Origin of the sequence: Dactylosporangium sp. NBC_01737, from assembly GCF_035963215.1 — a bacterium.
Classification (GTDB): Bacteria; Actinomycetota; Actinomycetes; order Mycobacteriales; family Micromonosporaceae; genus Dactylosporangium.
Genome location: NZ_CP109153.1, coordinates 3,395,541 through 3,420,313, shown reverse-complemented (window position 1 = coordinate 3,420,313; position 24,773 = coordinate 3,395,541). Strand labels below are relative to the sequence as shown.

Sequence of the window (24,773 nt, the reverse complement as noted above, 5' to 3'; positions counted from 1 at the left end):
GGGGCCGTGCTCAGTCGCATCGCAGAGTCCCTGTTCTGGATCGGACGCTACATCGAGCGCGCCGACGACACCGCCCGCATCCTCGACGCGTTCCTCGGCCGGCTCCTGGAGGACCCGTGGGCCGACGAGGACGCCGCGTGCCGGACGCTGATGTCGGTGCTCGGCGCGCCCGCGCCGCAGGACCGGCGGATCACCACCGGTGACGTGCTGGAGCTGCTGGCGTTCGACGCCGAGGACCCCAGCGCGATCTCCGGCGCGATCGTCGCCGCCCGCGACAATGCGCGTGGCGTACGCGAGACGATCTCCAGCGAGATGTGGGAATGCCTCAACGTCACGTGGCACACCCTCGCGTCGCGCAGGGTCGCCGCGGAACGCCTCGGCCCGACCGTCTTCCTGAGCTACGTGCGGGAGCGCGCCGCCGTACTGGCCGGGCTGGCGGAATCCACGATGAGCCGCGACGACGGGTGGCGGTTCCTGGTGCTGGGCCGCAGCCTGGAGCGCGTCGACATGACCGCCCGGCTGCTGTCGATCCAGACGAACACCACCGACGAGATCACCGGCTGGCGCACCGTCCTGCGCTCCTGCGGCGCCGACGAGGCGTTCCTGCGCACCCATGGCGGGACGTTCGAGCCGCAACGGGTCACCGAGTTCCTGCTGCTGGACCGGCTGTTCCCCCGGTCCGCGCTGCACGCGCTGGGCACCGCCGAGCAGTGCCTGCGCGAGCTGGCCCCGACGATGGAGCGGGCCGGCGTGACCGACGCCGCCCGCCGGCCGATCGGGCAGATCCGGACGCGCCTGGAGTACGCCGACACCACGACCCTCCTCGCGGAGCTGCCGCAGCACCTGCGGGCGCTGCAGCAGACCTGCGCCACGGCCAGCGCGGCGATCACGGCCCGCTACTTCCCGCAGTCCACGCCCGTCACCTGGGGCACCGTCGCATGGGGTGGATCATGAGTGGTCCGGAGCGAAGCGAAGTGACCGCTCATCATGGGCGCAGTTCTGGCTCAGGCCGGCGCCGGAGCGCAGCGGAGGTGACGGCATGAGCTGGCGTCTCAAGATCAGGCACGTCACCGGCTACAAGTACGCGGGCAGCGTCTCCGCGTCCTACAACGAGGCCCGGCTGACACCGCTCACGCTGCCGTGGCAGACCACGCTGTTCAGCCAGGTCGAGGTCACGCCGGGCGCCACGACCTACCGGTACCACGACTACTGGGCGACCCAGGTGACCGCGTTCGACCTGCACCGGCCGCACCAGCAACTGCGGGTCGTGTCCAGCAGCCTGGTCGAGGTGTCACCGCCGCCGCTGCCCGTCGTCACCCTCACCTGGTCCGAGCTGGGTGGCGGCGCGGTGCTCGACACGCACGCGGAGCTGCTGACCGAGAGCCCCCTGACGGCCGTCGACGCCCCGCTGGTCGAGGAGGCATGGGACGCGATCGCCGGCCGGTCCCCACAGGCCTCCGCGGAGGCGTTGTCGCATTGGGTACGGGAAAACGTCGCCTACGTCCCGGGATCCACCGGTGTACAGACGAGCGCGCGGGAGGCATGGAAGCTGCGCAAGGGCGTCTGCCAGGACATCGCCCACCTGACCGTCGGGCTGCTGCGGGCCCGGGGCATCCCGGCCCGGTACGTGTCCGGTTACCTGCACCCCAAGGTCGAGGCCGAGGTCGGCGAGACCGTCGCCGGGCAGAGCCACGCCTGGGTCGAATGGTGGGCCGGCGAATGGACCGGATTCGATCCCACGAATGGAGTTCCGGTCGGTCCGCGGCACGTCGTGGTGGCCCGGGGCCGCGATTACGACGACGTCCCGCCGCTGCGCGGGGTCTATCACGGCGCGCCGAGCAAGCACCTCGGGGTCACGGTGGAGATCACCCGCCTCGCGTGAGTAAAGTGATGGCCGGTCGCGACGTGGGGCCGTAGCCCAATGGCAGAGGCACACGGTTTAGGTCCGTGCCAGTGTGAGTTCGACTCTCACCGGCCCCACAGACTTTGGCTCATCCTGGTCATCGCTGCGCGTCGCACATCGGCCGCTCTGTTTTTCTCGGATGATTTCTGTCGCACCCTGCTCGTACACTCGGGCGCATTATGACGAAGCTCAACCAGATCATCGCGGTGGAGAAGGGCGTAAAGTCGCGCTCCTTCCAGGAACTGACCGACGCGCACCACGTGCTGCAGAAGCCCGCCCTGCTGGCCGGCATCGCGCGCACCTATCGCCCGAAGGACGAGGAGGGCGAGCAGCTGCCGCCCGAGTCGACCCGGGTGCAGGTCAAGGCCGACGAGGTCATGCGGCAGACCGCGACCATCCTCACCCGGCTCTTCGACGTGACCGCGACCAAGGACTGGACCAACTGCGTCGCGCGCGCCGACGTCGTCGTGGACGGCACGCCGCTGCTGCGTGACGTGCCGGTGTCCTACCTGCTGTTCCTGGAGAAGCAGCTGGTCGACCTGCTGACGTTCGTGCGGAAGCTGCCGGTGCTCGACGCCGCCGAGTCGTGGGTGTATGACGCGTCCGCCGACTGCTTCGCGACGGAGCCGACGCAGACCACCCGGACCAAGCGGATCCCCCGCAACCACGTGAAGGCCGAGGCGACGGAGAAGCACCCCGCGCAGGTCGAGGTGTATTACGAGGACGTCGTCATCGGCTACTGGAAGACGGTGAAGTTCTCCGGTGCCCTGCCTGCGCAGCGGATCAACGAGTTGGTCGAGCGGGTCGAGAAGCTGCAGGCGGCGGTGAAGTTCGCCCGTGAGGAGGCCAACTCCGCCGAGGTCGTGCAGCAGGAGGCCGGCGAGAAAGTGTTTCGCTTCCTCTTCGCCTGACGGCTAGGATCGGCGGTGCGCAAGGAGCGCAGACTGAACCTGAGGCTCAGTTTGACAGGTGCGCGCGGTGTCAATGTGGAGGTTCGATTCCTTCCGCCGTCATTCGTGACGGCGTAGCCCAATGGCAGAGGCGGCCGCGGGAGCCGAAACACAAACTCAACTTCTCGCTCCAGTCTGAGCATTCGCCGCTCAACACCGGATCGACCGATCACAGGCATTGTCGTCGAGGCTACGGGTTCAACTCCCGTTCGGACCTCCAACCTGGTCCGATAGCTCAATCGCAGAGCGCGACGCCTTCAATCTGATCTGTGATCTTAAATGTGCCGGTGTGTGCAAGTGGGCGGCAAACCGAGGCCCGGGGATGGACACTCCCCGGGCTTCACCAATTCCCGGTGCCGGTCACCGCGCGGGGCTGCGCATCCGGTTGAGGGCGGCCTCGGCCTCGTCGGGGTCATCGACGCTGACCGTGAACTGGCGGCCGGCGAAGTCGAACAGCAGGGCCGGCCCGGAGCGCACGATGACCGCCCGGCCACGACCGGGGACCCAGGTCCATCCCCAGCGCTGGGCGAGGTTGGACTGCACGTCGACGGCGCGCATGCTCGTGACCATCCGCAGCGGCACGGTGATCGGCGGCATCGGCAGCAGCCCGTGGCGGATGCGGACGTTGTACATGCTGATCTGCACGCCGACGTGCGCCATCGCCGCTGCCCAGACCAGGGCGGCGAGTCCGGCCGCGGCCAGCAGCGCGGCGGCGGCCAGCGCGTTCGGCCGGTCGAGCGGATGCTCAGGGAACAGCGTCACCGCGGCGGCGGCGCAGGCCACGCCGACGACGAACCCGACACCGGCACGGCGGTGCCCGATCGCCTGTCCCGACCACAGCAGAAATGACACGCGGGCTTTTCTACCAGAGTGACGCGCCCCGATGCTGTGACGGCGCACACGCTCTGACCGCCTCCGCGAGGTGTGTCAGGGATTGGACGACGGCGTTGCTGCCCTCGCCGCCGTGCAGCATCTTGCGCGGCTCGCGGAGGCGTTCGACGCCGATGGCGTGGGCGCCGGCGCGCTGGGTCGCGGACATGGCGGAGAACGTCGCGCAGACCACGGCCGTCTCGCCCGGCTGCGCGCCGATGACCTCAAGAACGGGACCCATCGTGCGCACCGCGGGGTGCCGCATCGCGAAGCCGCGGCCCAGCGCGGGTCCGACGAGGGCGCGCAGTCCGTGGTGCTGCAGGAACCGTCCCACCGCCGACTCGCTGTGCGGCGCGCAGACCGTGATGGCCCGGCCGGTCGCCCGGCACGCCTCGAGGAGGGCGGGGGAGCCCGCCGTCACCGGTGCCCGGCCGGCCGCGTCGAGCTCCGCGTCGTGGACCAGCTGCTCGGCCCGCCGGCCCAGGTCCTCGCCCGCCGCGTACGCCTCGGCCAGCATGTCGAACGGGTTGCCGCTCGTGCCGACCATGATCGACATCTCGTGGCCGGTGTCCAGCAGCATCTCGCGGACCTGGCGGGCGACCGCCTGGGGCTCGGGCAGCAGGTTGCCGAGCACGCTGAACGTCAGCACCACGTGCGCGGTCTGGTCGAGGATCTCGGCGAGGTGGGGCCGGACCCGCAGGGGCGTCACCCCTTGATCATGACGTGCCACCCGCCCCGCCGGGTCCGTTATGCCACGATCACCTCGTCACCCACGGCGATCTTGCCGCGCCCGTCGAACCCCTCCAGGTCGGGGATGAGGTTGACGCCGAACAGCAGACCACCGGGGAACCGGCGGTGCCGGCCGAGGATGCGCAGCGGCTGGCGGCCCTTCTCCCCCGTCTCCGGGTCGATGGTGGTCAGGACGCAGCGGCTGCACGCCTTCGGCACCCGGAACGTCACGTCGCCGATGACGAGGTGACCGCCGATCCAGCCGTCCTCCGCCCAGGCCGGTGCGCCGGTGACGACGACGTTGGGCCGGAAACGGGTCATCTCCACCGGCTCGTCACCGGCCTCGACCAGCCAGTCGTTGACGGCGTCCAGCGATGCCGAGTTCACCAGCAGCAGCGGGAACCCGTCGGCGAAGCTGACCCGGTCGCCGGGCTCGCTGTAGTCGGGGTCGACCGGGCGCCGGGTCGGGTCGTCCAGGTAGACCAGCGTGACGGGGCGGCCGATCACCTCGGACACCCACCGGTCGGCGTCGTGCCCGGCCGGTGTCGCGGCGACCCACAGGAAGAAATGGTGCACGTCGGTCGTGGCGCCGGTGGGGTACGGCACCCACAGCTCCGATGCGCCGGGCGCCCGCAGCAGGAGCCCGCCGTCGCGGGGCTCCGGCCGGATGCGTCCCAGCGCCGGCGTGTCGCGCTGGGTGACCAGCTTCGCGTCGCCGTCGACGACCAGCCAGCGCCGGTCTCCGGCCAGCCCCCAGGGCTCCACCTCGGCGGAGTCGGCCTCCACGCGGTAGCAGCTCTTGATGGGATACGTAGCCAGATAGGTCAACCGCACCTCGCGAGCGTCGCACGCGGACCCCCACGTTAGGCAACACTATGAATGACCTGATGCACTTGACTCGACTTTGAATGGAGACATACATTCGGTGGCGTGACGACGGAGATGGAGCGGCGCCTGCTGGAGCTGTTCGACGGGCAGCGGCTCACGCCCGCCCAGCGGCGCATCGCCCGCTGCCTGGTCGACAACGCCGGCCAGGCCGGTTACCTCTCCAGCGGTGACCTGGCGACCCTCGCCGGGGTGAGCCAGCCGTCGGTCACCCGTTTCGCGACCGCGCTGGGCTTCGACGGCTATCACTCGCTTCGTGACCAGATCCGGGTCACCTTCGACGGCTATGCGCACCGCCCGCCGCGCGACGACGAGCCCGTCGAGTCCGAGACCAACCAGTTCCAGCAGGCGCTGGGCGCCGAGCTCGCCAACCTGCAGCGCCTCGCCGACGCCCTCGCCGACCCGAGGCCCCTCGCCGAGGCGGGCCGGTTGCTGATCGGCAGCCGGCCGCTGCCGGTGTTCGGCATGCGGGCGGCCCGCGCGCTCGCCACCGCGTTCACCTATTTCGCCGCGAAGATCCACCCCGACGTGCGGCTCGTGCACGAGCACGGCAGCCTGCTGGCGGATCGGCTGGATCAGGCACGCGCGGCGGGCGCAGTTGCAATGCTGGCGTTTGTGCTGCCCCGGTATCCGCGTGAGGCGGTCGACGCGCTGCGGGAGGCACGCGCCGCCGGTCTCACCGTCGTGACCGTCACCGACTCACCGGTCAGCCCGGCCGCCGCCGAGTCCGACCTCGTCCTGCCCGCGCCGGTGGGGTCCCGGCTGGTGTTCGACTCGCACAGCGCCCCCACGGCGATGGTGACGATGCTGCTGCAGGCCATGTGCGACGCCGCGCCGACCGAGACCCAGGCCCGCCTCGAGTCGTTCGAGCGGTCCGCCGCCACCCGCCAGGTCTTCCTGCCCTAACCCGAGGAGTTCCATGGAGACGGTCCGTGCCCCTCGCGGCACCACGCTGACGGCCCGTGGCTGGCAGCAGGAAGCCGCGCTGCGCATGCTGATGAACAACCTCGATCCCGACGTCGCCGAGCGACCGCAGGACCTGGTCGTCTACGGAGGCACCGGCAAGGCGGCGCGCGACTGGCCGTCCTTCCGCGCGCTGGTGCGCACCCTGACCACGCTGGGCCCCGACGAGACGATGCTGGTGCAGTCAGGCCGCCCGGTCGGCGTGCTGCAGACCCACGAGTGGGCGCCGCGGGTGCTGATCGCCAACTCCAACCTCGTCGGCGACTGGGCGACCTGGCCCGAGTTCCGGCGCCTCGAAGCGCTCGGCCTGACCATGTATGGGCAGATGACCGCCGGCTCGTGGATCTACATCGGCACCCAGGGCATCCTGCAGGGCACCTATGAGACGTTCGCCGCGGTCGCGGAGAAGCGGTTCGGCGGCACCCTCGCCGGCACGCTGACACTCACCGCAGGCTGCGGCGGCATGGGCGGCGCCCAGCCGCTCGCCGTCACCATGAACGGTGGGGCCTGCCTGATCATCGACGTCGACCGGGCACGCCTGGAGCGCCGGGTCGCGACCCGCTATCTCGACGTCGTCGCCGACTCCCTCGAAGAGGGCGTGCGGCTCGCGGTCGAGGCCCAGATCGCCCGCCGCGCCCTGTCGGTCGGCGTCGTCGGCAACGCCGCCCTGCTGCTGCCCGAGCTGCTGCGCATGGGCGTGCCGGTCGACATCGTCACCGACCAGACCTCCGCGCACGACCCCTTGTCGTATGTTCCGAGCGGGGTCGAGCCCGGCGACGCCGCCGAATATGCCGCGGCGAAGCCCGAGGAGTTCACCGACCGGGCCCGCCACTCGATGGCCCGGCACGTGGAGGCCATGGTCGGGTTCCTCGACCGCGGCGCCGAGGTCTTCGACTACGGCAACTCGATCCGCGGCGAGGCGCAGCTGGGCGGGTTCGACCGGGCGTTCGCGTTCCCCGGGTTCGTCCCCGCCTACATCCGGCCGCTGTTCTGCGAGGGCAAGGGGCCGTTCCGCTGGGCCGCCCTGTCCGGCAACCCGGCCGACATCGCCGCCACCGACCGCGCCGTGCTCGACCTGTTCCCCGACAACGACTCGCTGCACCGCTGGATCCGCATGGCGGGCGAGCGGGTCGCGTTCCAGGGGCTGCCGGCCAGGATCTGCTGGCTCGGGCAGGGCGAGCGGGACAAGGCGGGCCTCAGGTTCAACGAGATGGTCGCCGACGGCACCGTCGAGGCGCCGCTCGTGATCGGCCGCGACCACCTGGACACGGGCTCCGTCGCCTCGCCCTACCGGGAGACCGAGGCGATGCGCGACGGCTCCGACGCGATCGCCGACTGGCCGCTGCTCAACGCGCTGGTCAACACCGCCTCCGGCGCGTCGTGGGTGTCGATCCACCACGGCGGCGGCGTCGGCATCGGCCGGTCGATCCACGCCGGCCAGGTCTCGGTCGCCGACGGCACCGAGCTCGCGGCGCAGAAGCTGGCCCGGGTGCTGTCCAACGACCCGGCGATGGGCGTGCTCCGCCACGTCGACGCCGGCTATGACGAAGCCGCCGACGTCGCCGAGCAGACCGGCATCCGCGTGCCGATGCGCGAGGGGTCATGACCGCCCCGTCCGCCGCGTTCCGGAGCGGTCACGGGGCGCGGTCCGCCCTGCCGGCGCCGCAGCGCACCGGCGGTGGCATGACCGGCCCGGAGCGCGGCGGGGCACCGGTCGCGTGGCGTGGTCCGGCGGGCGACCGCGCGGGTGGCGACACGACAGGCACGGAGCACGGCGGAGCGTCGGCCGCGAGGCGCGGTCCGGCGGGCGGGCACGCGGGTGGCGACACGACGGGCACGAGGCGCGGCCTGTCGGGTGGGCGCCGCGGCGCCGACGGCATGACCGGTTCGGAGCAGGGCGGAAGGTCGGCCATGAGGAGGCGCGGCCGTTCGGGCCGGCGCCGGGGCGCAGCGGAGGCGACGGCATGACGATGACGGGCGAGCGGTTCGCGGCGTTGTGGGGTTCACTCAGCCCCATCGGCCGGGCCGGCGGCGACGGCGGCTACCTGCGGCACTCCTGGACCGACGCCGACATGGTCTGCCGGGAGTGGTTCGTCGAGGAGGCCCTCGACCGCGACCTCGAGGTGGAGGTCGACCGCAACGGCAACCTGTGGGCGTGGTGGGGCTCCCCCGAGGGCGAGGGCGCGATCGTCACCGGCAGCCACCTGGACTCCGTGCCGCACGGCGGTGGCTACGACGGGCCGCTCGGCGTCGTGTCCGGGCTGCTGGCCGTCGACCGGCTCCGCGAGCGCGGCGTGACACCGTCCCGGCCGATCGCCGTCGTGGTCTTCACCGAGGAGGAAGGCGCCCGGTTCGGCGTGCCGTGCCTCGGCTCCCGCCTGCTCACCGGCGCGTTCGACCCGGCGCGGGCGCTGCGGTTGCAGGACCGCGACGGCATCCACCTGGCCGAGGCCATGGGCAAGGCCGGCCTCGACGTCGACGCGCTCGGCCCCGACCCCGAGCGGCTGGCCCGCATCGGCGCCTTCGTCGAGCTGCACGTCGAGCAGGGCCGCGCCCTCGACGTGCTCGACGCGCCCGTCGGGGTGGCGAGCGGGATCTGGCCGCACGGGCGGTATCGGCTGGACTTCTCCGGCGAGGGCAACCACGCCGGCACGACCAGGATGCTCGACCGGCACGACCCGATGCTGACGCTCGCACACACCGTCCTCGCCGCCGACGAGACCGCGCGGGCGCACGGAGCACACGCCACCGTCGGCCGGGTCGACGTCGCACCCAACGCCACCAACGCGATCGCCGCCCGCGCCTCGGCGTGGCTGGACGCGCGGGCCGCCGACGGCGACACCCTCGACCGGCTCGTCGGCGCGATCCGGCAGCGGGCCGAGGAGCGGGCCCGGCACGACGGCACCCGGGTCACCCTCGAAGCGGAGTCGGTGACCGGGGAGGTCGCGTTCGCCGGTGACGTCAGCCGCCTCGCGGCGCTGGAGCTCGGCGCCCCGGTCCTGCCGACCGGAGCCGGCCACGACGCCGGGGTCCTGTCCAAGCACGTCGACACAGGCATGCTGTTCGTACGCAATCCCACCGGCATCTCGCACGCACCGCAGGAGTCGGCCTCCGACGCGGACTGCGCCGTCGGCGTCGAGAAGCTCACCGACCTGCTGGCCCGGCTGTGCCGATGACGCCCACCCGGTTCCACTGCGAATGGGCGTGGCTGCCCGGCGGGGTCGCGGCCGACGTGCTGATCGAGGTGGCGGACGGCAGGTTCGCCGCCGTCACGGCCGGCACGCCCGCCGCGGGGCTCGACGCGGTGCGGCTGCCCGGGGTGACGCTGCCGGGGCTGGCCAACGCGCACTCGCACGCGTTCCACCGGGCGCTGCGCGGGCGGACCCAGGGCGGGCGGGGCACGTTCTGGACCTGGCGCGAGCAGATGTACTCGGTCGCCGGTGCCCTCGACCCGGACTCCTACCACCGTCTCGCCCGGGCCGTGTATGCCGAGATGGCCCTCGCCGGCATCACGTGCGTCGGCGAGTTCCATTATCTGCACCACGGTCCGGGCGGCACGCCGTACACCGACCCCAACGCGATGGGCGAGGCCCTGATCGCCGCGGCGGCCGACGCCGGTCTCCGGATCACGCTGCTCGACACGCTGTACCTGACCTCGACGGTGGACGGCAGGCCGCTCGAAGGGGTCCAGCGCCGCTTCGGCGACGCCGGCGTCGACCGCTGGGCGGACCGCGTCGCACGGCTCGGCGCGCGGCCCCACGCGAAGATCGGCGCCGCTGCGCACAGTGTCCGGGCCGTCCCCGCCGCCGCGCTCGGCGAGTTCGCGCGGCACACCGACGGCGTGCCGACGCACGTGCACCTGTCGGAGCAGCGCGCCGAGAACGACGCCTGCCTCGCGGTGCACGGCCGCACCCCGACGGAGCTGCTCGCCGACCGCGGGCTGACCGGTCCCACCGTGACCGCCGTGCACGCGACCCACCTCACCGACACCGACCGCGCCGAACTCGGCGACTCCGGCACCGGCGTGTGCTTCTGCCCCACCACCGAGCGCGACCTCGCCGACGGTATCGGCCACGCACGGGCCCTGGTCGACGCCGGCACCCCGCTGTCCCTCGGCAGCGACAGCCACGCCGTGATCGACCTGTTCGAGGAGGCCCGCGGCGTCGAGATGCACGAGCGGCTGCACACCGAGCACCGCGGCCACTTCACCGCCACCGAACTGCTCACCGCCGCGACCTCCACCGGCCACGCCACCCTCGGCTGGACCGACGCCGGCACCATCACCCCTGGCGCCCGCGCCGACCTCGTCACGATCACCCTCACCTCGCCCCGCACCGCCGCCTGCGCCCCCGAGGCGATCATGTTCGCCGCCACCGCCGCCGACGTCCGGCACGTTGTCATCGATGGTCGCGTCATCGTCCGCGACGGCGTCCACCTCACGCTGCCCGACGTCGGCGCCGCCCTGACCGCCGCCATCCATGCCGTCAACCCGTCCGCCACACCCCCGCCGCTGGCCGCGCCGACCGCCGCACCGCCCGCTGCGACGTCCTCCCCGGCCACACCACCACGTTCCCTCACAGCGCCGCCGCCAGCCGCGCCGACCACCGCAACGCCGTCGTCCGCCACACCGCCGCGTTCCCTCACAGCGCCGCCGCCGAACACGCGGACCACTGCAACGCCCGCACCCGCCCCAGCACCGCGTTTCCTCGCAGCGCCGCCGTCAGCCGCACCGACCACCGCAACGCCGACTGCGACGCCCCCATCCGCCACACCACCGCTGTCCCCTACCGCACGACCATCGGTAGCGCCGACCACGGCAACGCCGTCCTTCGTCACGGCGCCGCGTTCCCTTGCAGCGCCGTCGCCGACCACCGCGGCAACCGCTGCGACGCACGCACCCGCCACACCACCGCTGTCCCCCACTGCACCGCCGCCGGCGGCGCTGGCCATCGCAACGCCCGCACCCGCCCCACCACGGCCGTCCTCCGCCACGCCGCCGCGTTGCCTTGCAGCGCCGTCGCCGGCCGCGCCGGCCACCGCGGCAACCGCTGCGACGCACGCACCCGCCACACCACCGCTGTCCCCCACGGCACGACCATCGGCAGCGCCGACCACGACAACGCCGTCTTCGGCCACGCCGCCGCGTTCCCTCACAGCGCCGCTGACGGCCGCGCCGATCACCGCGGCAACCGCTGCGACGCCCGCACCCGCCACGCCACCGCTGTCCCCGACCGCACCACCGCCACCGACGGCGCTGACCGTCGCGGCGCCCGGACGTGCCGCGCCACCGCTGTCCACCGCCGCGCGGCTGCCGGTCGGGGCGACCACGGCAACGTCTTCCTCCGTCGTGCCGCCGCGGTTCGTTGCGGGGGTGCCGTTCGGTGGGTGGTCCGGCGCGCCGCGGTCCTTTGCGGGGCGGGGTGGCGGGCCGTTGATCGGGGGGTTGCGGTGAGGTCGATGCTGGTCACCAACATTGGTGAGCTGGTCACGTGTGTGCCGGGGCAGGGGGAAGGGCCGCTCGGTATCCGGCGGCAGGCGGCGCTGGTGGTCGATGACCGTCAGGTCGCGTGGATCGGGCGGGCCGTGGATGCGCCGGCGGCGGATGCGCGGGTCGACGTGGACGGGGCGGCAGTGATGCCCGGGTTTGTCGACAGTCACGCGCATCTGGTGTTTGCCGGGGATCGGGCTGCGGAGTTCGCGGCGCGGATGGCGGGTGAGGCGTACACAGGTGGGGGGATCCGCACGACGGTCGGCGCGACCAGGGCGGCCGGCGACGAGCAGCTGCGGGACAACGTGGCGCGGTTGCGGCGGGAGGCGTTGCGGCAGGGGACCACGACGATGGAGATCAAGTCGGGGTACGGGCTGACGGTCGCGGATGAGGCACGGTCGTTGCGGATCGCGCGGGAGTTCAGTGCCGAGACGACGTTTCTCGGGGCGCACGTGGTGCCCGCCGAGTATGCGGGGCGCACCGACGACTATGTCAGCCTCGTCTGCGGTCCGATGCTGACCGCGGCGCGGTCGGCCGGGGCGCGGTGGATCGACGTGTTCTGCGAGCGGGGCGCGTTCGACGCCGATCACTCCCGCGCCATCCTGACCGTCGGCGCGGCGGCGGGGCTCGGCACGCGGATCCACGCCAACCAGCTGACGGCCGGGGCCGGGGTGCGGCTGGCCGTCGAGCTCGGGGCAGCGTCTGCGGATCACTGCACGCACCTGACGCCCGCCGACATCGACGCGCTGGCCGGGTCCGCGACCGTGGCGACGCTGCTGCCAGGCGCCGAGTTCTCGACCCGGTCGCCGTATCCGCCGGCGCGGGCGCTGCTCGACGCCGGCGCGACGGTCGCGCTGGCGACGGACTGCAACCCGGGCTCGTCGTACACGACGTCGATGCCGTTCTGCGTGGCCCTCGCGGTGCGCGAGATGGCGCTGACGCCGGCGGAGGCGGTGCTCGCGGCCACGGCCGGCGGCGCCGCGGCGCTGCGCCGTGACGACGTCGGGCGGTTGCGGGTCGGCTCGCGGGGCAATCTTGCGATTCTCGACGCGCCTTCGTATCTGCATCTGGCGTACCGGCCGGGTGTGCCCCTGATATCCACCGTCATGCTCAATGGGGAGCTGGTTTGATCACCGTCACCGCCTCAGGCATCACCCCCGCCGATCTCATCGCGGTCGCGCGGGGCAACGCGCGGGTGACCCTCGCGCAGGACGCGCTCGACGCGATGCGCACCAGCCGGTCGATCGTCGACGCGATCGAGCGCGACGGCCGCCCGGTCTATGGCGTGTCCACCGGGTTCGGCGCGCTGGCCAACACGTTCATCGCCCCGGAGCGGCGCGCCGAGCTGCAGCACGCGCTGATCCGCTCGCACGCGGCCGGCATCGGCGCGCCCATGCCGCGGGAGGTGGTGCGGGCGATGATGCTGCTGCGCATCAGATCGTTGGCGATGGGGCGTTCCGGTGTACGGCCGGAGATCGCCACCGGTCTCGTGGACCTGTTGAACGCGGACGTCACGCCGTGGGTGCCGGAGCACGGCTCGCTCGGCGCGTCCGGGGACCTTGCGCCCCTGGCCCACGTCGCGCTGGTCCTCATCGGCGAGGGCTGGGTGCTGGCCAAGGACGGCACCCGTGTCAGCGCCGCCGACGCCGGGGTCAGCCCGTTGGCGCTGTCGTCGAAGGAGGGGCTCGCGCTGATCAACGGCACGGACGGCATGCTCGGCATGCTGCTGCTGGCGATCGCCGACGCGGCGCACCTGTTCACGATGGCTGACGTCACCGCCGCGCTGTCGATCGAGGCGATGCTCGGATCCGACCGGCCGTTCATGCCGGAGCTGCACACGATCCGGCCGCACCCCGGTCAGGCCGCCTCCGCGGCGAACCTGCACCGGCTGCTGCAGGGCTCCCCGATCATGGACTCGCACCGCGACGACCTCGAACATGCCGTGCAGGACGCGTACTCGATGCGCTGCGCCCCGCAGGTCGCCGGCGCCGCCCGGGACACGCTCGAGTTCGCGACCACCGTCGCCGCGCGGGAGCTGCGCTCGATCGTCGACAACCCGGTCGTGCTGCCCGACGGGCGGGTCGAGTCGACCGGCAACTTCCACGGTGCGCCGCTGGGGTTCGCCGCGGACTTCCTCGCGATCGCGGCCTCGGAGGTCGGTGCGATCGCCGAACGCCGCGTCGACCGGATGCTCGACGTGTGCCGGTCGCGGGACCTGCCGCCGTTCCTCACGCCCGACGCGGGGGTGAACTCGGGTCTGATGATCGCGCAGTACACCGCCGCGGGCATCGTCGCGGAGAACCGGCGCCTCGCGTCGCCGGCCAGCGTCGACTCGCTGCCGACGTCGGGCATGCAGGAGGACCACGTCTCGATGGGCTGGGCCGCGACCCGCAAGCTGCGCACCGTGCTGGACAACCTGTGCAGCATCCTCGCGGTCGAGCTGCTCTCCGCGGTCCGGGGCATCCAGCTCCGCGCCCCGCTCACGCCGTCCGTGGCGGGAAGGATCGCGGTCGCGGCCGTCGAGCAGCACGCGGGCCGGCCGGGGCCCGACGTGTTCCTCGCCCCGGTGCTGGAGGCGATGCGCGCGACCGTGTCGGGCCGTGACCTGCTGACGGCCATCGAGCACGAGGTCGGCCCCCTGGCCTGATCGCCCGGATGACCGTGATCACGGAACTCCGGTGAGACGCCACCGAAGTTCCGTGATCAGAACCAGCCAGAGAAGCAGCCCGCCCAAGGCCAGAGAAGCAGGTGGGTCAGAGGGTGGCGGCCAGCGCGCGGAAGGCCTTGCCGCGGTGGCTGATGGCGTCCTTCTCCGCGGGCGGGAGCTCGGCGGTCGTCAGCTCGTAGCCGTCGGCGACGAAGATCGGGTCGTAGCCGAACCCGCCGTCGCCCCGCGGGGACCTGATCAGCCGGCCGCGCATCTCGCCGCGGAACACCTGCTCGCGGCCGTCGGGCCAGACGAGCGCCGCGGCGCAGACGAAGGCGCCGCCGAGGTGCTCGTCGGGGACGTCGGCGATCTGGGCGAGGACCAGCCGCAGGTTGGCGCCGTCGCGGTCGGGGGTGCCGCTGGGCAGCCCGGACCAGCGGGCGCTGAAGACGCCCGGCATGCCGTTGAGGGCGTCGACGGCCAGCCCGGAGTCGTCCCCGACGCTCGGCAGGCCGGTGATGGACGCCGCCTCGCGGGCCTTGAGCAGGGCGTTGTCCTCGAAGGTGAGGCCGGTCTCCGGCGACTCGGGGTAGGTGGGGACGTCGTCCAGGCCGAGCAGCTCCACGTGCGGGGCCGACTCGGACAGGACCCGGCGCAGCTCGACGAGCTTCTTCGTGTTGCGGGTCGCGAGCAGCAGCTTCATCCGGCGATCGCCTTCTGCTGCAGGGCGGTCAGCTCCGCGCAGCCCAGGGCGCCCAGGTCGACGAGGAGGTCGAGCTCGGCGCGGGAGAAGACGGCCTGCTCGCCGGTGCCCTGGACCTCGACGAAGTCGCCGGTGCCGGTGCAGACGACGTTCATGTCGACGTCGGCGATGACGTCTTCCTCGTAGCACAGGTCGAGGCGGGGCTCGCCGGCGATGATGCCGACGCTGACCGCGGCGACGGAGCGGTGCAGGACCTGCGCGGGCTTGCCGGCGAGCTTCTTGTTGGAGGCCAGGTATGCGACGGCGTCGGCAAGGGCGACGTAGGCGCCGGTGATGGCGGCGGTGCGGGTGCCGCCGTCGGCCTGCAGGACGTCGCAGTCCAGCACGATCGAGTTCTCACCGAGGGCCTTGAGGTCGATGCAGGCGCGGAGGCTGCGGCCGATGAGGCGGGAGATCTCGTGGGTCCGGCCGCCGATCTTGCCCTTGACGCTCTCGCGGTCGTTGCGGGTGGTGGTGGCGCGGGGCAGCATCGCGTACTCGGCGGTGAGCCAGCCCAGGCCGGAGCCCTTCCGCCAGCGGGGCACCCCTTCGGTGACGCTGGCCGTGCACAGCACCCGGGTGTTGCCGAACTCGACGAGCACGGACCCCTCCGGGTGCATGCTCCAATGGCGGGTGATCGAGACGGGTCGAAGTTGATCTGCTGCGCGAGCATCCGGTCGAGCCATGCGCTCCAGCCTAGTCAAGCGACAGCCTGCTCAAGCGACCCGGTCCGGCAGCGGCAGGCCCGGGGCCAGGTCCGGCGCGAGGTCGGACGGGGCGCGCAGCTCCGCGTATGCGAGGCCGAGCAGACCGGGCAGCAGATCCGTCGAGCGGCGGATCATCCAGCGGGTGCCCTGGGTCGCCATCCACCATGCCTGGGCGGCGCGGGTCGGGGGCGGGCTGCTCGGCGACGGGTCGGGACGGGCACCGATGCCGGCGCCGAGCCGGGCGGTGAGCAGGTCGAAGAACGAGCAGGCGAGGAAGCGGTGCCCGCGTTCGCTCGGGTGGAGCCGGTCGACGCTCCACATGCGGCGGTCGTACGAGTCCGGGTGGCCGGCCGCGTCGAAGTGCACGGTGCGGTGCCGGGCGGCGACGAGGTCGGCGGCGGCGTTGAGGTCGCGCATGCGCCGGGCAAGGGGCCGGGCCAGGGGGCCGGGCAGCCCGAACATGCGCCCGGGGTCGGGCAGCCGGATGGTGAGGACCTCGGCGCCCCCGGCACGCAGGGCGGACACGGTGCGTTCCAGGTTCGCCGCGACCCGCGCCGGGTCGAAGGGACTGCGCAGCGTGTCGTTGGTGCCGACGAGGACGGCGGCGACGTCGGGGCGCAGGTCGAGGGCGCGCGGCAGCTGCCCCGCGACGACGTCGAGGGTCTGCGCGCCGCTGTCGGCGAGGTTGTGCAGGCGGGCGCCGAGCGCGGCGGCGAGGATCTGGGCCCAGCCGCGCCAGGAGCCGTCGGGCATCCGGTCGCCGAAGCCCACCGTGGTCGAGTCGCCGAGCGCCGCGAAGACGGTCACGGCACACCCGCCGCGAGCGCAGCAGTGGCGGGCGCGGGAGCGAAGACGGCAGGAGCCGGAGCGGGAGCCCCGTGGACGGTGAGGAATCCGGCGACCGCGGCGGGCCAGGAGAACCGCGTGGCGCGGTCGCGGGCGGCCCGCCGGCGTTCGTCGGACGGCAGCGCGAGCACCCGCTGTACCCCATCCGCGAAATCGGAGTGAACGGCCGCACCGGCCTCTCCGACCACCTCGGGCAGGGCCGACTCGGCGGACACCACGACCGGCGTCCCGCACGCGAGGGCTTCCAGGGCGGCCAGGCCGAACGTCTCGATCGGGCCGGGCGCGAGGACCACGTCGGCGGTCGCGAGGAGGGTGGCGACGTCGGTGCGGTCGGCGACGAACTGCGTGAAGTGCACCGCGTGCCCGCGGGCCTGTTCCTGCAGCCTGGACCGCAGCGGCCCGTCGCCGGCCACGACGAGGACCGCGTCGACGCCACGGGCGCGCAGCGCGACGAGCGCCTCGACGGAGCGTTCGGGGCGTTTCTCGGCCGAGAGCCGCCCGCAGTGCACCAGCAGCACCTGGTCCGGGGTCGCATAGCGCTCCCGCAGCGCGGCCGACGCCCGCGAGGGGTTGAAGAGCTCAAGATCCACGCCGAGGGGTACGCGTACCAGGTTGCCCGCCCCGATCCGGTCGAACTCGGCGGCGGCCCAGGCGGTGGTGCACAGGACCTGGTCGTAGGCGCGGTGGCTGCGGGCGTTGAGCAGGTCGGCGCAGGCGGCACCGGCCGCACCGGCGAAGCTCAGCAGGCCGGCGAGGCTCTCGTGGGACACCATGACGGCGGGGATGCCCCGGTCGCGGGCCCACCGGCCGGTCCAGCGCAGCGTGAACCGGTCGGAGACCTCGAGCCGGTCCGGCTGGAGCCGGTCGAGGAGCCGGGCGAGGCGGCGACGGTGGATGAGCACCCGGTAGCCGCCGGTGCCCGGGACGACCGGGCCGGGCAACGTGATCACCCGCCCCTGCGCGTCGGAGATGTCGGAGTGCTCCTCGCCGGGCACGATCAGGATCGACTCGTGACCGGCGGCGACGTAGCCCTCGCCGAGGGCACGCAGGGCGGTCCGGAGGCCGCCGGAGCGGGGCATGACGAAGTTCGCCAGGCGCACGATCCTCACGCCGACACCGCCGGTGGGGCCGACACGGCCAGGGGCAGGATGTCGGCGTAGTGCCGGATCAGTTCGTCGCCGACCGCCGACCAGGTCCGGGAGGCGACCGCGACCCGGGCGGCGAGGCCCATCGACTGGCGGCGTTCCGGGTCCGCGGCGAGCGAGGCGACGGCATCGGTGAGCGCGGTGGCGTCGCAGGGCGGCACGAGCAGCCCGGTGCGCCCGTCGTCGACCAGGTCGAGGGGGCCGCCCTGCGCGGGGGCGACCACCGGTACCCCCGAAGCGAGGGCCTCCTGGATGGTCTGGCCGAACGTCTCGAACGGTCCGGTGTGCGCGAACACGTCGAGGCTGGCGAAGAGCCTGGCCAGCTGGTCACCGCGCCGCTCGCCCAGGAAGACCGCGCCGGGCATGGCGCGTTCCAGCGACGCGCGGGCGGGGCCGTCGCCGACGACCACGACCCGGACGCCGGGGATGCGGCTGACCGGCGCCAGGAGGTCGACGCGCTTCTCCACGGCGAGGCGGCCGACGTACCCGACGAGCACGGACCTGTCGGAGCCCAGCAGCGCCTGGCGGAGGGCGGTGCTGCGCCGGCCCGGGTCGAAGCGGGCCGCGTCGACGCCGCGGCGCCACAGCCAGACCCGTTCGATGCCGTGCGTGTGCAGGGCGGTGGCGGCCGCCGTCGAGGGTGCGAGGGTCCGGTCGGCGGCGTTGTGGATGCGGCGCAGCCAGCGCCACGCGGCCTGCTCGCCGAGGCCGGAGTGGTAGTAGAGGCGGGCGTAGGCGGGCACGTCGGTCTGGTACACCGCGACGGTCGGCAGCCCGAGCGACGCGGCGACCGTCATGCCGCGCGCGCCGAGCACGAACGGGCTGGCCAGGTGGACCAGGTCGGTGCGGTGGGCGCGCAACGCGGCGGCCAGGCGCCGGCTGGGCAGCCCAAGCCGGAAGGTCCCGTAGCCGGGGGTGGCGACGGAGGGGACCCGGATGATCTCGTACGGGAAGGAGCCGGTGACCGACCGCGCCCCTGAGGAGGGCTGAGGTGCGATCACGAGCGGCTCGTGGCCACGCGCGACGAGGTGTTCGGCGACCCGGACGACGGAGTGGGCGACGCCGTTCACATCGGGCGGGAACGATTCGGTGACGATCGCGATCCGCATGCCGTCACCATGGGGGCGGAGTCCATGCGGGCGGCCACCATCGACTGACGAATCGGCAAACGCTGCCTAAATGTCGTACCTCGCGCCTGGTCGAACGATGTCGATCGGCCCCTCGAAGGCGGCCTTCGCGGCCTCCAGGGTGAGCGCCTCACTGCCCCACGCCGGCACGAGGTGGGTCAGCAGCAGCCGCCCGACCTCCGCCTTCGTGGCGTGCTCGGCCGCCTCGCGCCCGGTGAGGTGCAGGTCCGGCGGGTTGTCGGCGCCGTCGAGGTAGCTCGCCTCGCACAGGAACAGGTCCGCGCCCTGGGCGAGGCGGATGAGCTGGTCGCAGGCGGCGGTGTCGGCGGAGTACGTGAGGACCCGGCCCTCGTGCTCGATGCGCACCCCGTAGGTCTCTATCGGGTGGTTGACCCGGTCGACGGTGACGTGGAACGGCCCGATCGGGAAGCTGCCCGGCTGCAGCGAGTAGAACGTGTAGACGTCGCTGATCGCCATCGGCTCGTTCTCACCGCCGTACGCGGCGGAGATGCGCTCGGGCGCGGCGACCGGTGCGTAGACCGGCAGCGGCGGCAGCGGGCCGGACGGCGCGTAGCGCCGGGCCACGATGTAGGAGCACGCGTCGAGCATGTGATCGCAGTGCAGGTGCGTCAGCAGGATGGCGTCGACGTTGTACAGGCCTGAGAACCGCTGCAGTGTCGACATCGACCCGGGGCCGAAGTCCACGAGCAGCCGGAACCCGTCCGCCTCCACGAGATACGCCGAGCAGGGCGCCTCGGGACCCGGGAAGCTGCCGGCGCAGCCGAGAACGGTGAGCCTCATGCTTCCCCTACCAACAACGCCAAGACGCCGTCTCCCATCGCTCTGGCCACGGCTGGCGCGCCAGTGTGGATCACGCCGGTCAGGTGAGGATAGTTCGTGGTCCCGGGGTGCCGGATGACGGCACCTGCACAGTTACCGGGCGCGGACGGACGGCACCGGCGGGGGTTGCCCGGCCGGTTGCTGCCGATGGGCAAGTCCGTCACGTGGCGCAGCCTACGCCGGACTGGCAGGCAAGGCTGAACGATCGGACGGCAGATGTCGCCAACGTGACAGGGTTGCGTGACGGCTGATGCCCGGGCTCGTTGAGATTCGTAAGCCACCAAACGACCCCCCAGGAGTGGACGTGCCCGTCGACGTGTCCAGGACGACCAGGCGGCTGCGCCGGCACCTGCCCGACGCCTTCCGGTTGCCGACCGAGCGGGACCCCGCGCCGGAGCCGCGTCACCTGGCCGCCGTGTGCGGCTGGGCGGCGCTGCTCGGGCTGGGCGGGATGGCGGTGGCGCTGCGGGCGTTCGTCGGGTTGGTCGGCGCGTCCCGGGCCTGGTACGCGCCGACCGTCACCGTCATCGGGCTGATCGGGCTGGTGTGCACGATCACCGCCTTCGCCAGCGTGCACAAACGGCGGCTACCCTTCGCCCTGCTGGGTGCCGCGTCGATCAGTCTGGTGCTGGGCTGGATCGTGACAGGGCTCTAGATCAGGCCCACAGCTGCCCGTCGAGGGCGCTCTCCGCCTCGGCGAGGGTGCCGCCGTAGGCCCCGGTCGACAGGTACTTCCAGCCGCCGTCGGCGACCAGGAACACCACGTCGGCCCGCTTGCCCGCCTTGAGCGCCTGATGGGCGACGGCGAGCGCCGCGTGCAGGACCGCGCCGGCGGAGAAGCCCACGAACATGCCCTCGACCTCGACGAGCTGGCGGGTGCGCAGCACCGAGTCGCGGGTGCCGACCGAGAACCGCCGGGTGAGGACCTTCGCGTCGTACAGCTCCGGCACATACCCCTCGTCGAGGTTGCGCAGGCCGTAGACCAGCTCGCCGTACCGCGGCTCGGCGGCGATGATCTCGATGTCCTCGACCTTCTCGCGCAGGTAACGCCCGATGCCCATCAGCGTGCCCGTGGTGCCGAGACCGGCCACGAAGTGCGTGATGGTCGGCATGTCCCGGAGGATCTCCGGGCCGGTCGACTCGTAGTGCGCCCTGGCGTTGGCCTCGTTGCCGTACTGGTACAGCATCACCCAGTCCGGGTGCTCCGCGGCGATCTCCTTCGCGACCACGACGGCCCGGTTGGACCCGCCGGCGGCCTCCGAGAAGATGATCTCAGCGCCGTACATCCGCAGCAGCGTGGTGCGCTCCGCCGAGACGTTCTCGGGCATGACGCAGACCAGCCGGTAACCGCGCAGCTTAGCCACCATCGCCAGGGCGATGCCGGTGTTGCCGCTGGTCGGCTCGATGATCGTGTCACCGGGGCGGAGGCGGCCCGCTTCCTCGGCCGCCTTCACCATCCACAGTGCGACCCGGTCCTTCACGCTGCCCGTCGGGTTGCGGTCCTCGAGCTTGGCCCACAGGCGGACCTCGGGGCTCGGGGAGAGTCTGGGCAACCCGACGAGCGGCGTGTTTCCGCACGCCTCGAGCACGGACTCGTAGCGCGCCACGAAGATCAGCCCCGCAGTGCGTGGGCGGCCGCGAACGCGAACGCGCCACCCGCCACGGCGGGCAGGATCGTCACCGAGTCGCCGTCGTTGAGCTTCGCGTCGAGCGCGCCCAGGAAGCGGACGTCCTCGTCGTTGACGTAGACGTTGACGAAGCGGTGCAGGCCGCCCTCAGGGGTCAGCAGGCGGGCCTTGATGCCCGAGTGCCGGCTGTCCAGGTCGGTGAGCAGGTCGGCGATGGTGTCACCGGCGCCCTCGACGGTCTTGGCACCGCCGGTGTAGCTGCGCAGGATGGTCGGGATGCGAACCTCGATAGCCATGATCATTTCCTCTTGTGTACGAGCGGCGAACAGGACGACTGGACATGGTGCTGCGGCAAGCGGCTGTCAGCTGCCTGCGCGACACTCGTAGTCGACGGTCGTCGGGCTCTGCCCGAAGAGATATGACTGGACGGCGTGTGAGTCCACGACTGCATTAACTACCTGAACCGGCTCTTCGGTGACGGCTCCGTCCACGATGCGGAACGACCTGATCTCGGTCTGCTCCGGATCGCGGGTCGAAACCAGCAGATAGTGCGCATTCGGCTCACCGGCGAAGGACACGTCGGTGCGCGACGGATACGCCTCGGTGGCGGTGTGCGAGTGGTAGACGATCACCGGCTCCTCGTCCGCGTCGTCCATCTCGCGCCACAGCCGCAGCTGCTCCACCGAGTCGAACTCGTAGAACGTCATCGAGCGGGCCGCGTTGGCCATCGGCACGTGCCGGGTCGGGCTGTCCGAGCCGGCCGGCCCCGCGACGATCCCGCACGCCTCGTCGGGGTGGTCCCGGCGGGCGTGCGCAACGATCGCGTCGAGGATCACGGCGTCGATGGTCAGCACGCCCGACAGCCTACCGAAATCTGCGCGCAACTCGCTGGTGACCCGACTCACCCCATGAGGGCGCCGACGAGGCTCTCCTGCAGATACGTCAGATATTGGTACACCGAGAGCTGCCCCACCCGCGCCGACGTGGGGTCCTTCAGGATCGCCTCGTCCAGCTCCTCCTCGATGTCGACGTCGTCGTCGTCGATGCCGAGGCGGGAGCCCAGGGTCAGGCGCACGTCGGTGAGCGCCCGCAGCCATGCCTCGGCCTGCTCCTCGTCGAGGGCCACCTCGCCGCCCTCCACGGGCAGGACGTCCAGCAGCAGCGCGGCCTGCTCCAGTTTCGCCGAGCGCAGGTCGTCCTCCATGTACCGGCGCAACTCCGCGGAGGTCTCGGCGTCGTCGCGGTACACGTCCGGGAAGAGCCGCTCGATCACCGGGTCGCTGCGGTCGAAGCCCTCCGACAGCAGCGTGATGACCTCGAGCATGACCTCGTTGAGCACGGCGGCCTCGGCCGGACCGAACCGGGCGATACATACCGTGCCGTTACGGACGAACATTGTCACGACGTCACCTCCGCTGCGCTCCGGCGCCGACGTGACGTCACCCTGTGCCCCTGGTCGCGCCCGGCTCCTCCGCTGCGCTCCGGACCGGTCACGACTTGTCCACCGTTGCCCAGAGCCCGTAGGCCTGCAGCCTCGAGGCGTCGTATTCCATCCTCTCGCGAGGACCGCTGGAGACGATCGCCTTGCCCTTGTGATGCACGTCGAGCATGAGGCGCTCAGCCTTCTCCTTGCTGAATCCGAACAGTTTCTGCAGGACCCACGTCACGTAGCTCATGAGGTTGACCGGATCGTTCCAGACCACGGTCACCCACGGACGGTCGGCCTCGGGCACCTCGTCAGCCTCGAGACGGGTCTCTTCGATCGGTACGACCTGCGGCGCCGCCATACCAACATGGTGCCATCAAGCGAGCAGCACGCCATGGTCGACCGCGTCCCCACCGATGATGAGCAGCGCCTGACGCAGTCCGGCGTAGCGCTCGCCCAGCTCGTGACCCACCTCGACCTCGATCTCCCGCAGCGCGTGCTGCAGCCAGCGGCGGCAGTCCTTCTTGTCGGCGTGCTTGGGCGGGCCACCAGGGGCGGTCTTCGGCTGCCACAGCGCGTAGCAGCTGGCGTTCAGCGCGATGCCCAGCGAGGGAAGCACCTGGTCGGCGGGTTCGGCGCCGCCGACGGCGGAGAGGTTGTCCACGGCCGTCGCGCCGGCCACCGAGGCCACCGCGGAGGTGGCGGTGAGCAGCAGCGCGTGGTTGCGGTCGCGGTCGTCGTCACGCAGCGAGTCGACCGTGCGGCGGGCCGCCGCGGCGACCCTGGCCAGGACGACCTCGTCGGGCGCGGTGTCCAGCAGCTCGGCGAAGACCGCGCCGATCACCTCACAGGTGTCGGTGTGCAGCTGGCGGGTGGTGCGCACGGACAGCGCGTGCAGCTCCCGGTCGAGCACGTGCGGCAGCTCGGGGCAGCCCTTGCCGGAGCCGAGCTCCTGCACGCACCGCACGTGGATCGTCGCCAGGTCGATCGAGACCCGCTGGACGGCGGCGACCCGCCGGTTGGCGATCTCGCGCTCGAGCAGGTCCTGCCACTCGTCACCGGCGTCGGAGACGGTCGCGGCGGCGACCCCGGCCGGCGCGGGCCGCGCCTCGGCCCAGGTCTCCAGCTCGTGGCGCAGCTCTGCGACGCCGAAGACCGCTTCGGGATCCAGCGACACCGGGAACCAGGGCGCGCAGGCCAGGACCTGACCGCGGGAGGCGAGCAGCGCCCGGTTGGCGACCAGCATCTCGGGCCAGGCATCGTGCTGGTCGATTCGGGTCAGCACGAACGCGACCCGCTCGACCCGGTCGACGGCGGCGGCGAGCAGGTCGAGGTCGGCGCGCGGCAGGGGCGCGGCGGCATCGACGACGAACAGCAGGCCGAGGCCCCGCTCGGCGGCGTCGAGGATGATCTCGGCGTTGGCGGCGTCCAGACCCCCGCTGCCGGGCGTGTCGACCAACGCGACGCGCTTGAGCAGGCTCGCGGGGTGGGTGATCTCGATGCGGCGGGCCGGGCGGGTCGGTCCGGGGCGCGGGTCGCGCTGGGTCGGGACGAACGCGCCGACGACGGTGCGCGGCTCCCGGTGACCGGGGACGAACGCGTGGGTCTCGGGCTTGTCGCCGTGCCGGTAGACCAGCCAGGCGTCACCGGCCGGGACCGGGTCGGCGCGCCGGATCAGCGCGTTGAGCAGTGCGGTCTTGCCGCTGCGGGGCGAGCCGGCGATCACCGCGTAGCTGCGGGCACCCGACGCGGAACTGGGCTCGGGTTGCCGATGGCTCCTGCTGCCGCGGACCGGCATGGCGGACACTGAACCCCCGGGCGTCGTGACTGTCAGATCGATCAGCGGCGCCTGCATGATCCCAGACCCCATGTGCGAC

At 72.5% G+C, this 24,773-nt stretch carries 24 protein-coding genes, 1 tRNA gene and 1 pseudogene; 11 read left to right on the top strand and 15 right to left on the bottom strand.

All coding sequences use genetic code 11. The annotated features are described in order from the left end of the window. The first annotated feature begins 6 nt into the window (after positions 1 to 6). The 4 genes from OHA72_RS15355 to OHA72_RS15340 all read left to right on the top strand — a co-directional run bounded on the left by OHA72_RS15355 (position 7) and on the right by OHA72_RS15340 (position 2,814). Positions 7 to 954: an alpha-E domain-containing protein gene (locus OHA72_RS15355; RefSeq protein WP_327008495.1), complete on the top strand. Its 948-nt coding sequence runs from the start codon at positions 7 to 9 to the stop codon at positions 952 to 954. Positions 955 to 1,039: 85 nt separating this feature from the next. Beyond that, positions 1,040 to 1,882 carry a transglutaminase family protein gene (locus OHA72_RS15350; RefSeq protein WP_327008494.1) on the top strand — a complete coding sequence of 281 codons (843 nt, stop codon included), beginning with the start codon at positions 1,040 to 1,042 and terminating at the stop codon, positions 1,880 to 1,882. 25 nt (positions 1,883 to 1,907) lie between these two features. Then, a tRNA-Leu gene (locus tag OHA72_RS15345) sits at positions 1,908 to 1,980 on the top strand. A 102-nt stretch (positions 1,981 to 2,082) separates the two neighbouring features. Next, positions 2,083 to 2,814, top strand: a complete 732-nt coding sequence (locus tag OHA72_RS15340) for a DUF7873 family protein (RefSeq protein WP_327008493.1) — start codon at positions 2,083 to 2,085, stop codon at positions 2,812 to 2,814. A gap of 399 nt (positions 2,815 to 3,213) precedes the next feature. Here the strand turns inward: OHA72_RS15340 and OHA72_RS15335 are convergent, their stop codons facing one another. From OHA72_RS15335 to OHA72_RS15325, 3 genes are read right to left on the bottom strand one after another with little or no spacing between them, the layout of a single operon-like run. Beyond that, positions 3,214 to 3,705 carry a hypothetical protein gene (locus OHA72_RS15335; RefSeq protein WP_327008492.1) on the bottom strand — a complete coding sequence of 164 codons (492 nt, stop codon included), beginning with the start codon at positions 3,703 to 3,705 and terminating at the stop codon, positions 3,214 to 3,216. A gap of 10 nt (positions 3,706 to 3,715) precedes the next feature. Then, a complete protein-coding gene (locus OHA72_RS15330) occupies positions 3,716 to 4,432 on the bottom strand; it encodes an HAD family hydrolase (protein WP_327008491.1) in 717 nt (238 codons plus the stop codon). Positions 4,433 to 4,470: 38 nt separating this feature from the next. Beyond that, complete coding sequence (locus OHA72_RS15325; protein ID WP_327008490.1) at positions 4,471 to 5,286, bottom strand: MOSC domain-containing protein; 816 nt, start codon at positions 5,284 to 5,286, stop codon at positions 4,471 to 4,473. Positions 5,287 to 5,394: 108 nt separating this feature from the next. On the opposite strand from OHA72_RS15325, the gene OHA72_RS15320 reads away from it, so the two are divergent. From OHA72_RS15320 to hutH, 6 genes and pseudogenes are all read left to right on the top strand, one after another. Further along, positions 5,395 to 6,243, top strand: a complete 849-nt coding sequence (locus tag OHA72_RS15320) for a MurR/RpiR family transcriptional regulator (protein WP_327011569.1) — start codon at positions 5,395 to 5,397, stop codon at positions 6,241 to 6,243. A 13-nt stretch (positions 6,244 to 6,256) separates the two neighbouring features. Next, positions 6,257 to 7,906, top strand: coding sequence for a urocanate hydratase (gene hutU / locus OHA72_RS15315; RefSeq protein WP_327008489.1), 1,650 nt, complete (start codon positions 6,257 to 6,259; stop codon positions 7,904 to 7,906). 364 nt (positions 7,907 to 8,270) lie between these two features. Beyond that, a complete protein-coding gene (locus OHA72_RS15310; protein ID WP_327011568.1) occupies positions 8,271 to 9,476 on the top strand; it encodes an allantoate amidohydrolase in 1,206 nt (401 codons plus the stop codon). Further along, a pseudogene (locus tag OHA72_RS15305) lies at positions 9,473 to 10,786 on the top strand (formimidoylglutamate deiminase); the annotation flags it as partial. The gene OHA72_RS15310 and the pseudogene OHA72_RS15305, both read left to right, overlap by 4 nt. A 971-nt stretch (positions 10,787 to 11,757) precedes the next feature. Further along, entirely contained in the window at positions 11,758 to 12,918 is a 1,161-nt protein-coding gene (hutI, locus tag OHA72_RS15300) for an imidazolonepropionase (protein ID WP_442788583.1), read from the top strand. After that, positions 12,915 to 14,435, top strand: coding sequence for a histidine ammonia-lyase (gene hutH, locus OHA72_RS15295; protein ID WP_327008487.1), 1,521 nt, complete (start codon positions 12,915 to 12,917; stop codon positions 14,433 to 14,435). The genes hutI and hutH overlap by 4 nt, the downstream gene beginning before the upstream one ends. A 106-nt stretch (positions 14,436 to 14,541) precedes the next feature. Here hutH and rdgB read toward each other — a convergent pair whose 3' ends face one another. The 6 genes from rdgB to OHA72_RS15265 all read right to left on the bottom strand — a co-directional run bounded on the left by rdgB (position 14,542) and on the right by OHA72_RS15265 (position 19,803). After that, positions 14,542 to 15,138: an RdgB/HAM1 family non-canonical purine NTP pyrophosphatase gene (rdgB, locus tag OHA72_RS15290; RefSeq protein ID WP_327008486.1), complete on the bottom strand. Its 597-nt coding sequence runs from the start codon at positions 15,136 to 15,138 to the stop codon at positions 14,542 to 14,544. Continuing rightward, complete coding sequence (rph, locus tag OHA72_RS15285) at positions 15,135 to 15,863, bottom strand: ribonuclease PH (RefSeq protein ID WP_327008485.1); 729 nt, start codon at positions 15,861 to 15,863, stop codon at positions 15,135 to 15,137. Before rph ends, rdgB begins: the two co-directional genes overlap by 4 nt. Positions 15,864 to 15,893: 30 nt before the next feature. Further along, positions 15,894 to 16,691, bottom strand: coding sequence for an SGNH/GDSL hydrolase family protein (locus tag OHA72_RS15280; protein WP_327008484.1), 798 nt, complete (start codon positions 16,689 to 16,691; stop codon positions 15,894 to 15,896). Further along, a complete protein-coding gene (locus tag OHA72_RS15275; protein WP_327008483.1) occupies positions 16,688 to 17,839 on the bottom strand; it encodes a glycosyltransferase in 1,152 nt (383 codons plus the stop codon). The genes OHA72_RS15280 and OHA72_RS15275 overlap by 4 nt, the downstream gene beginning before the upstream one ends. After that, positions 17,836 to 18,984, bottom strand: a complete 1,149-nt coding sequence (locus tag OHA72_RS15270) for a glycosyltransferase family 4 protein (RefSeq protein ID WP_327008482.1) — start codon at positions 18,982 to 18,984, stop codon at positions 17,836 to 17,838. Before OHA72_RS15270 ends, OHA72_RS15275 begins: the two co-directional genes overlap by 4 nt. A 66-nt stretch (positions 18,985 to 19,050) precedes the next feature. Beyond that, on the bottom strand, positions 19,051 to 19,803 hold the full coding sequence (locus tag OHA72_RS15265; RefSeq protein WP_327008481.1) for an MBL fold metallo-hydrolase: 753 nt from the start codon (positions 19,801 to 19,803) through the stop codon (positions 19,051 to 19,053). A 343-nt stretch (positions 19,804 to 20,146) separates the two neighbouring features. Here OHA72_RS15265 and OHA72_RS15260 point away from each other — a divergent pair, with 343 nt between their 5' ends. After that, a complete protein-coding gene (locus tag OHA72_RS15260; protein WP_327008480.1) occupies positions 20,147 to 20,497 on the top strand; it encodes a hypothetical protein in 351 nt (116 codons plus the stop codon). Between the two features lies 1 nt (position 20,498). On the opposite strand, the gene OHA72_RS15255 is transcribed toward OHA72_RS15260, so the two are convergent. The 6 genes from OHA72_RS15255 to OHA72_RS15230 form a co-directional block, all read right to left on the bottom strand. Continuing rightward, positions 20,499 to 21,449, bottom strand: coding sequence for a PLP-dependent cysteine synthase family protein (locus OHA72_RS15255; protein WP_327008479.1), 951 nt, complete (start codon positions 21,447 to 21,449; stop codon positions 20,499 to 20,501). Between the two features lie 5 nt (positions 21,450 to 21,454). Further along, entirely contained in the window at positions 21,455 to 21,766 is a 312-nt protein-coding gene (locus OHA72_RS15250; protein WP_327008478.1) for a MoaD family protein, read from the bottom strand. A gap of 66 nt (positions 21,767 to 21,832) precedes the next feature. Beyond that, on the bottom strand, positions 21,833 to 22,324 hold the full coding sequence (locus OHA72_RS15245) for a M67 family metallopeptidase (RefSeq protein WP_327008477.1): 492 nt from the start codon (positions 22,322 to 22,324) through the stop codon (positions 21,833 to 21,835). Between the two features lie 47 nt (positions 22,325 to 22,371). Then, positions 22,372 to 22,866, bottom strand: coding sequence for a DUF2017 domain-containing protein (locus OHA72_RS15240; protein ID WP_327011567.1), 495 nt, complete (start codon positions 22,864 to 22,866; stop codon positions 22,372 to 22,374). 94 nt (positions 22,867 to 22,960) lie between these two features. Beyond that, on the bottom strand, positions 22,961 to 23,257 hold the full coding sequence (clpS, locus tag OHA72_RS15235; protein ID WP_327008476.1) for an ATP-dependent Clp protease adapter ClpS: 297 nt from the start codon (positions 23,255 to 23,257) through the stop codon (positions 22,961 to 22,963). A 15-nt stretch (positions 23,258 to 23,272) separates the two neighbouring features. Next, positions 23,273 to 24,766, bottom strand: coding sequence for a dynamin family protein (locus tag OHA72_RS15230; RefSeq protein WP_327008475.1), 1,494 nt, complete (start codon positions 24,764 to 24,766; stop codon positions 23,273 to 23,275). Between the last annotated feature and the right edge of the window lie 7 nt (positions 24,767 to 24,773).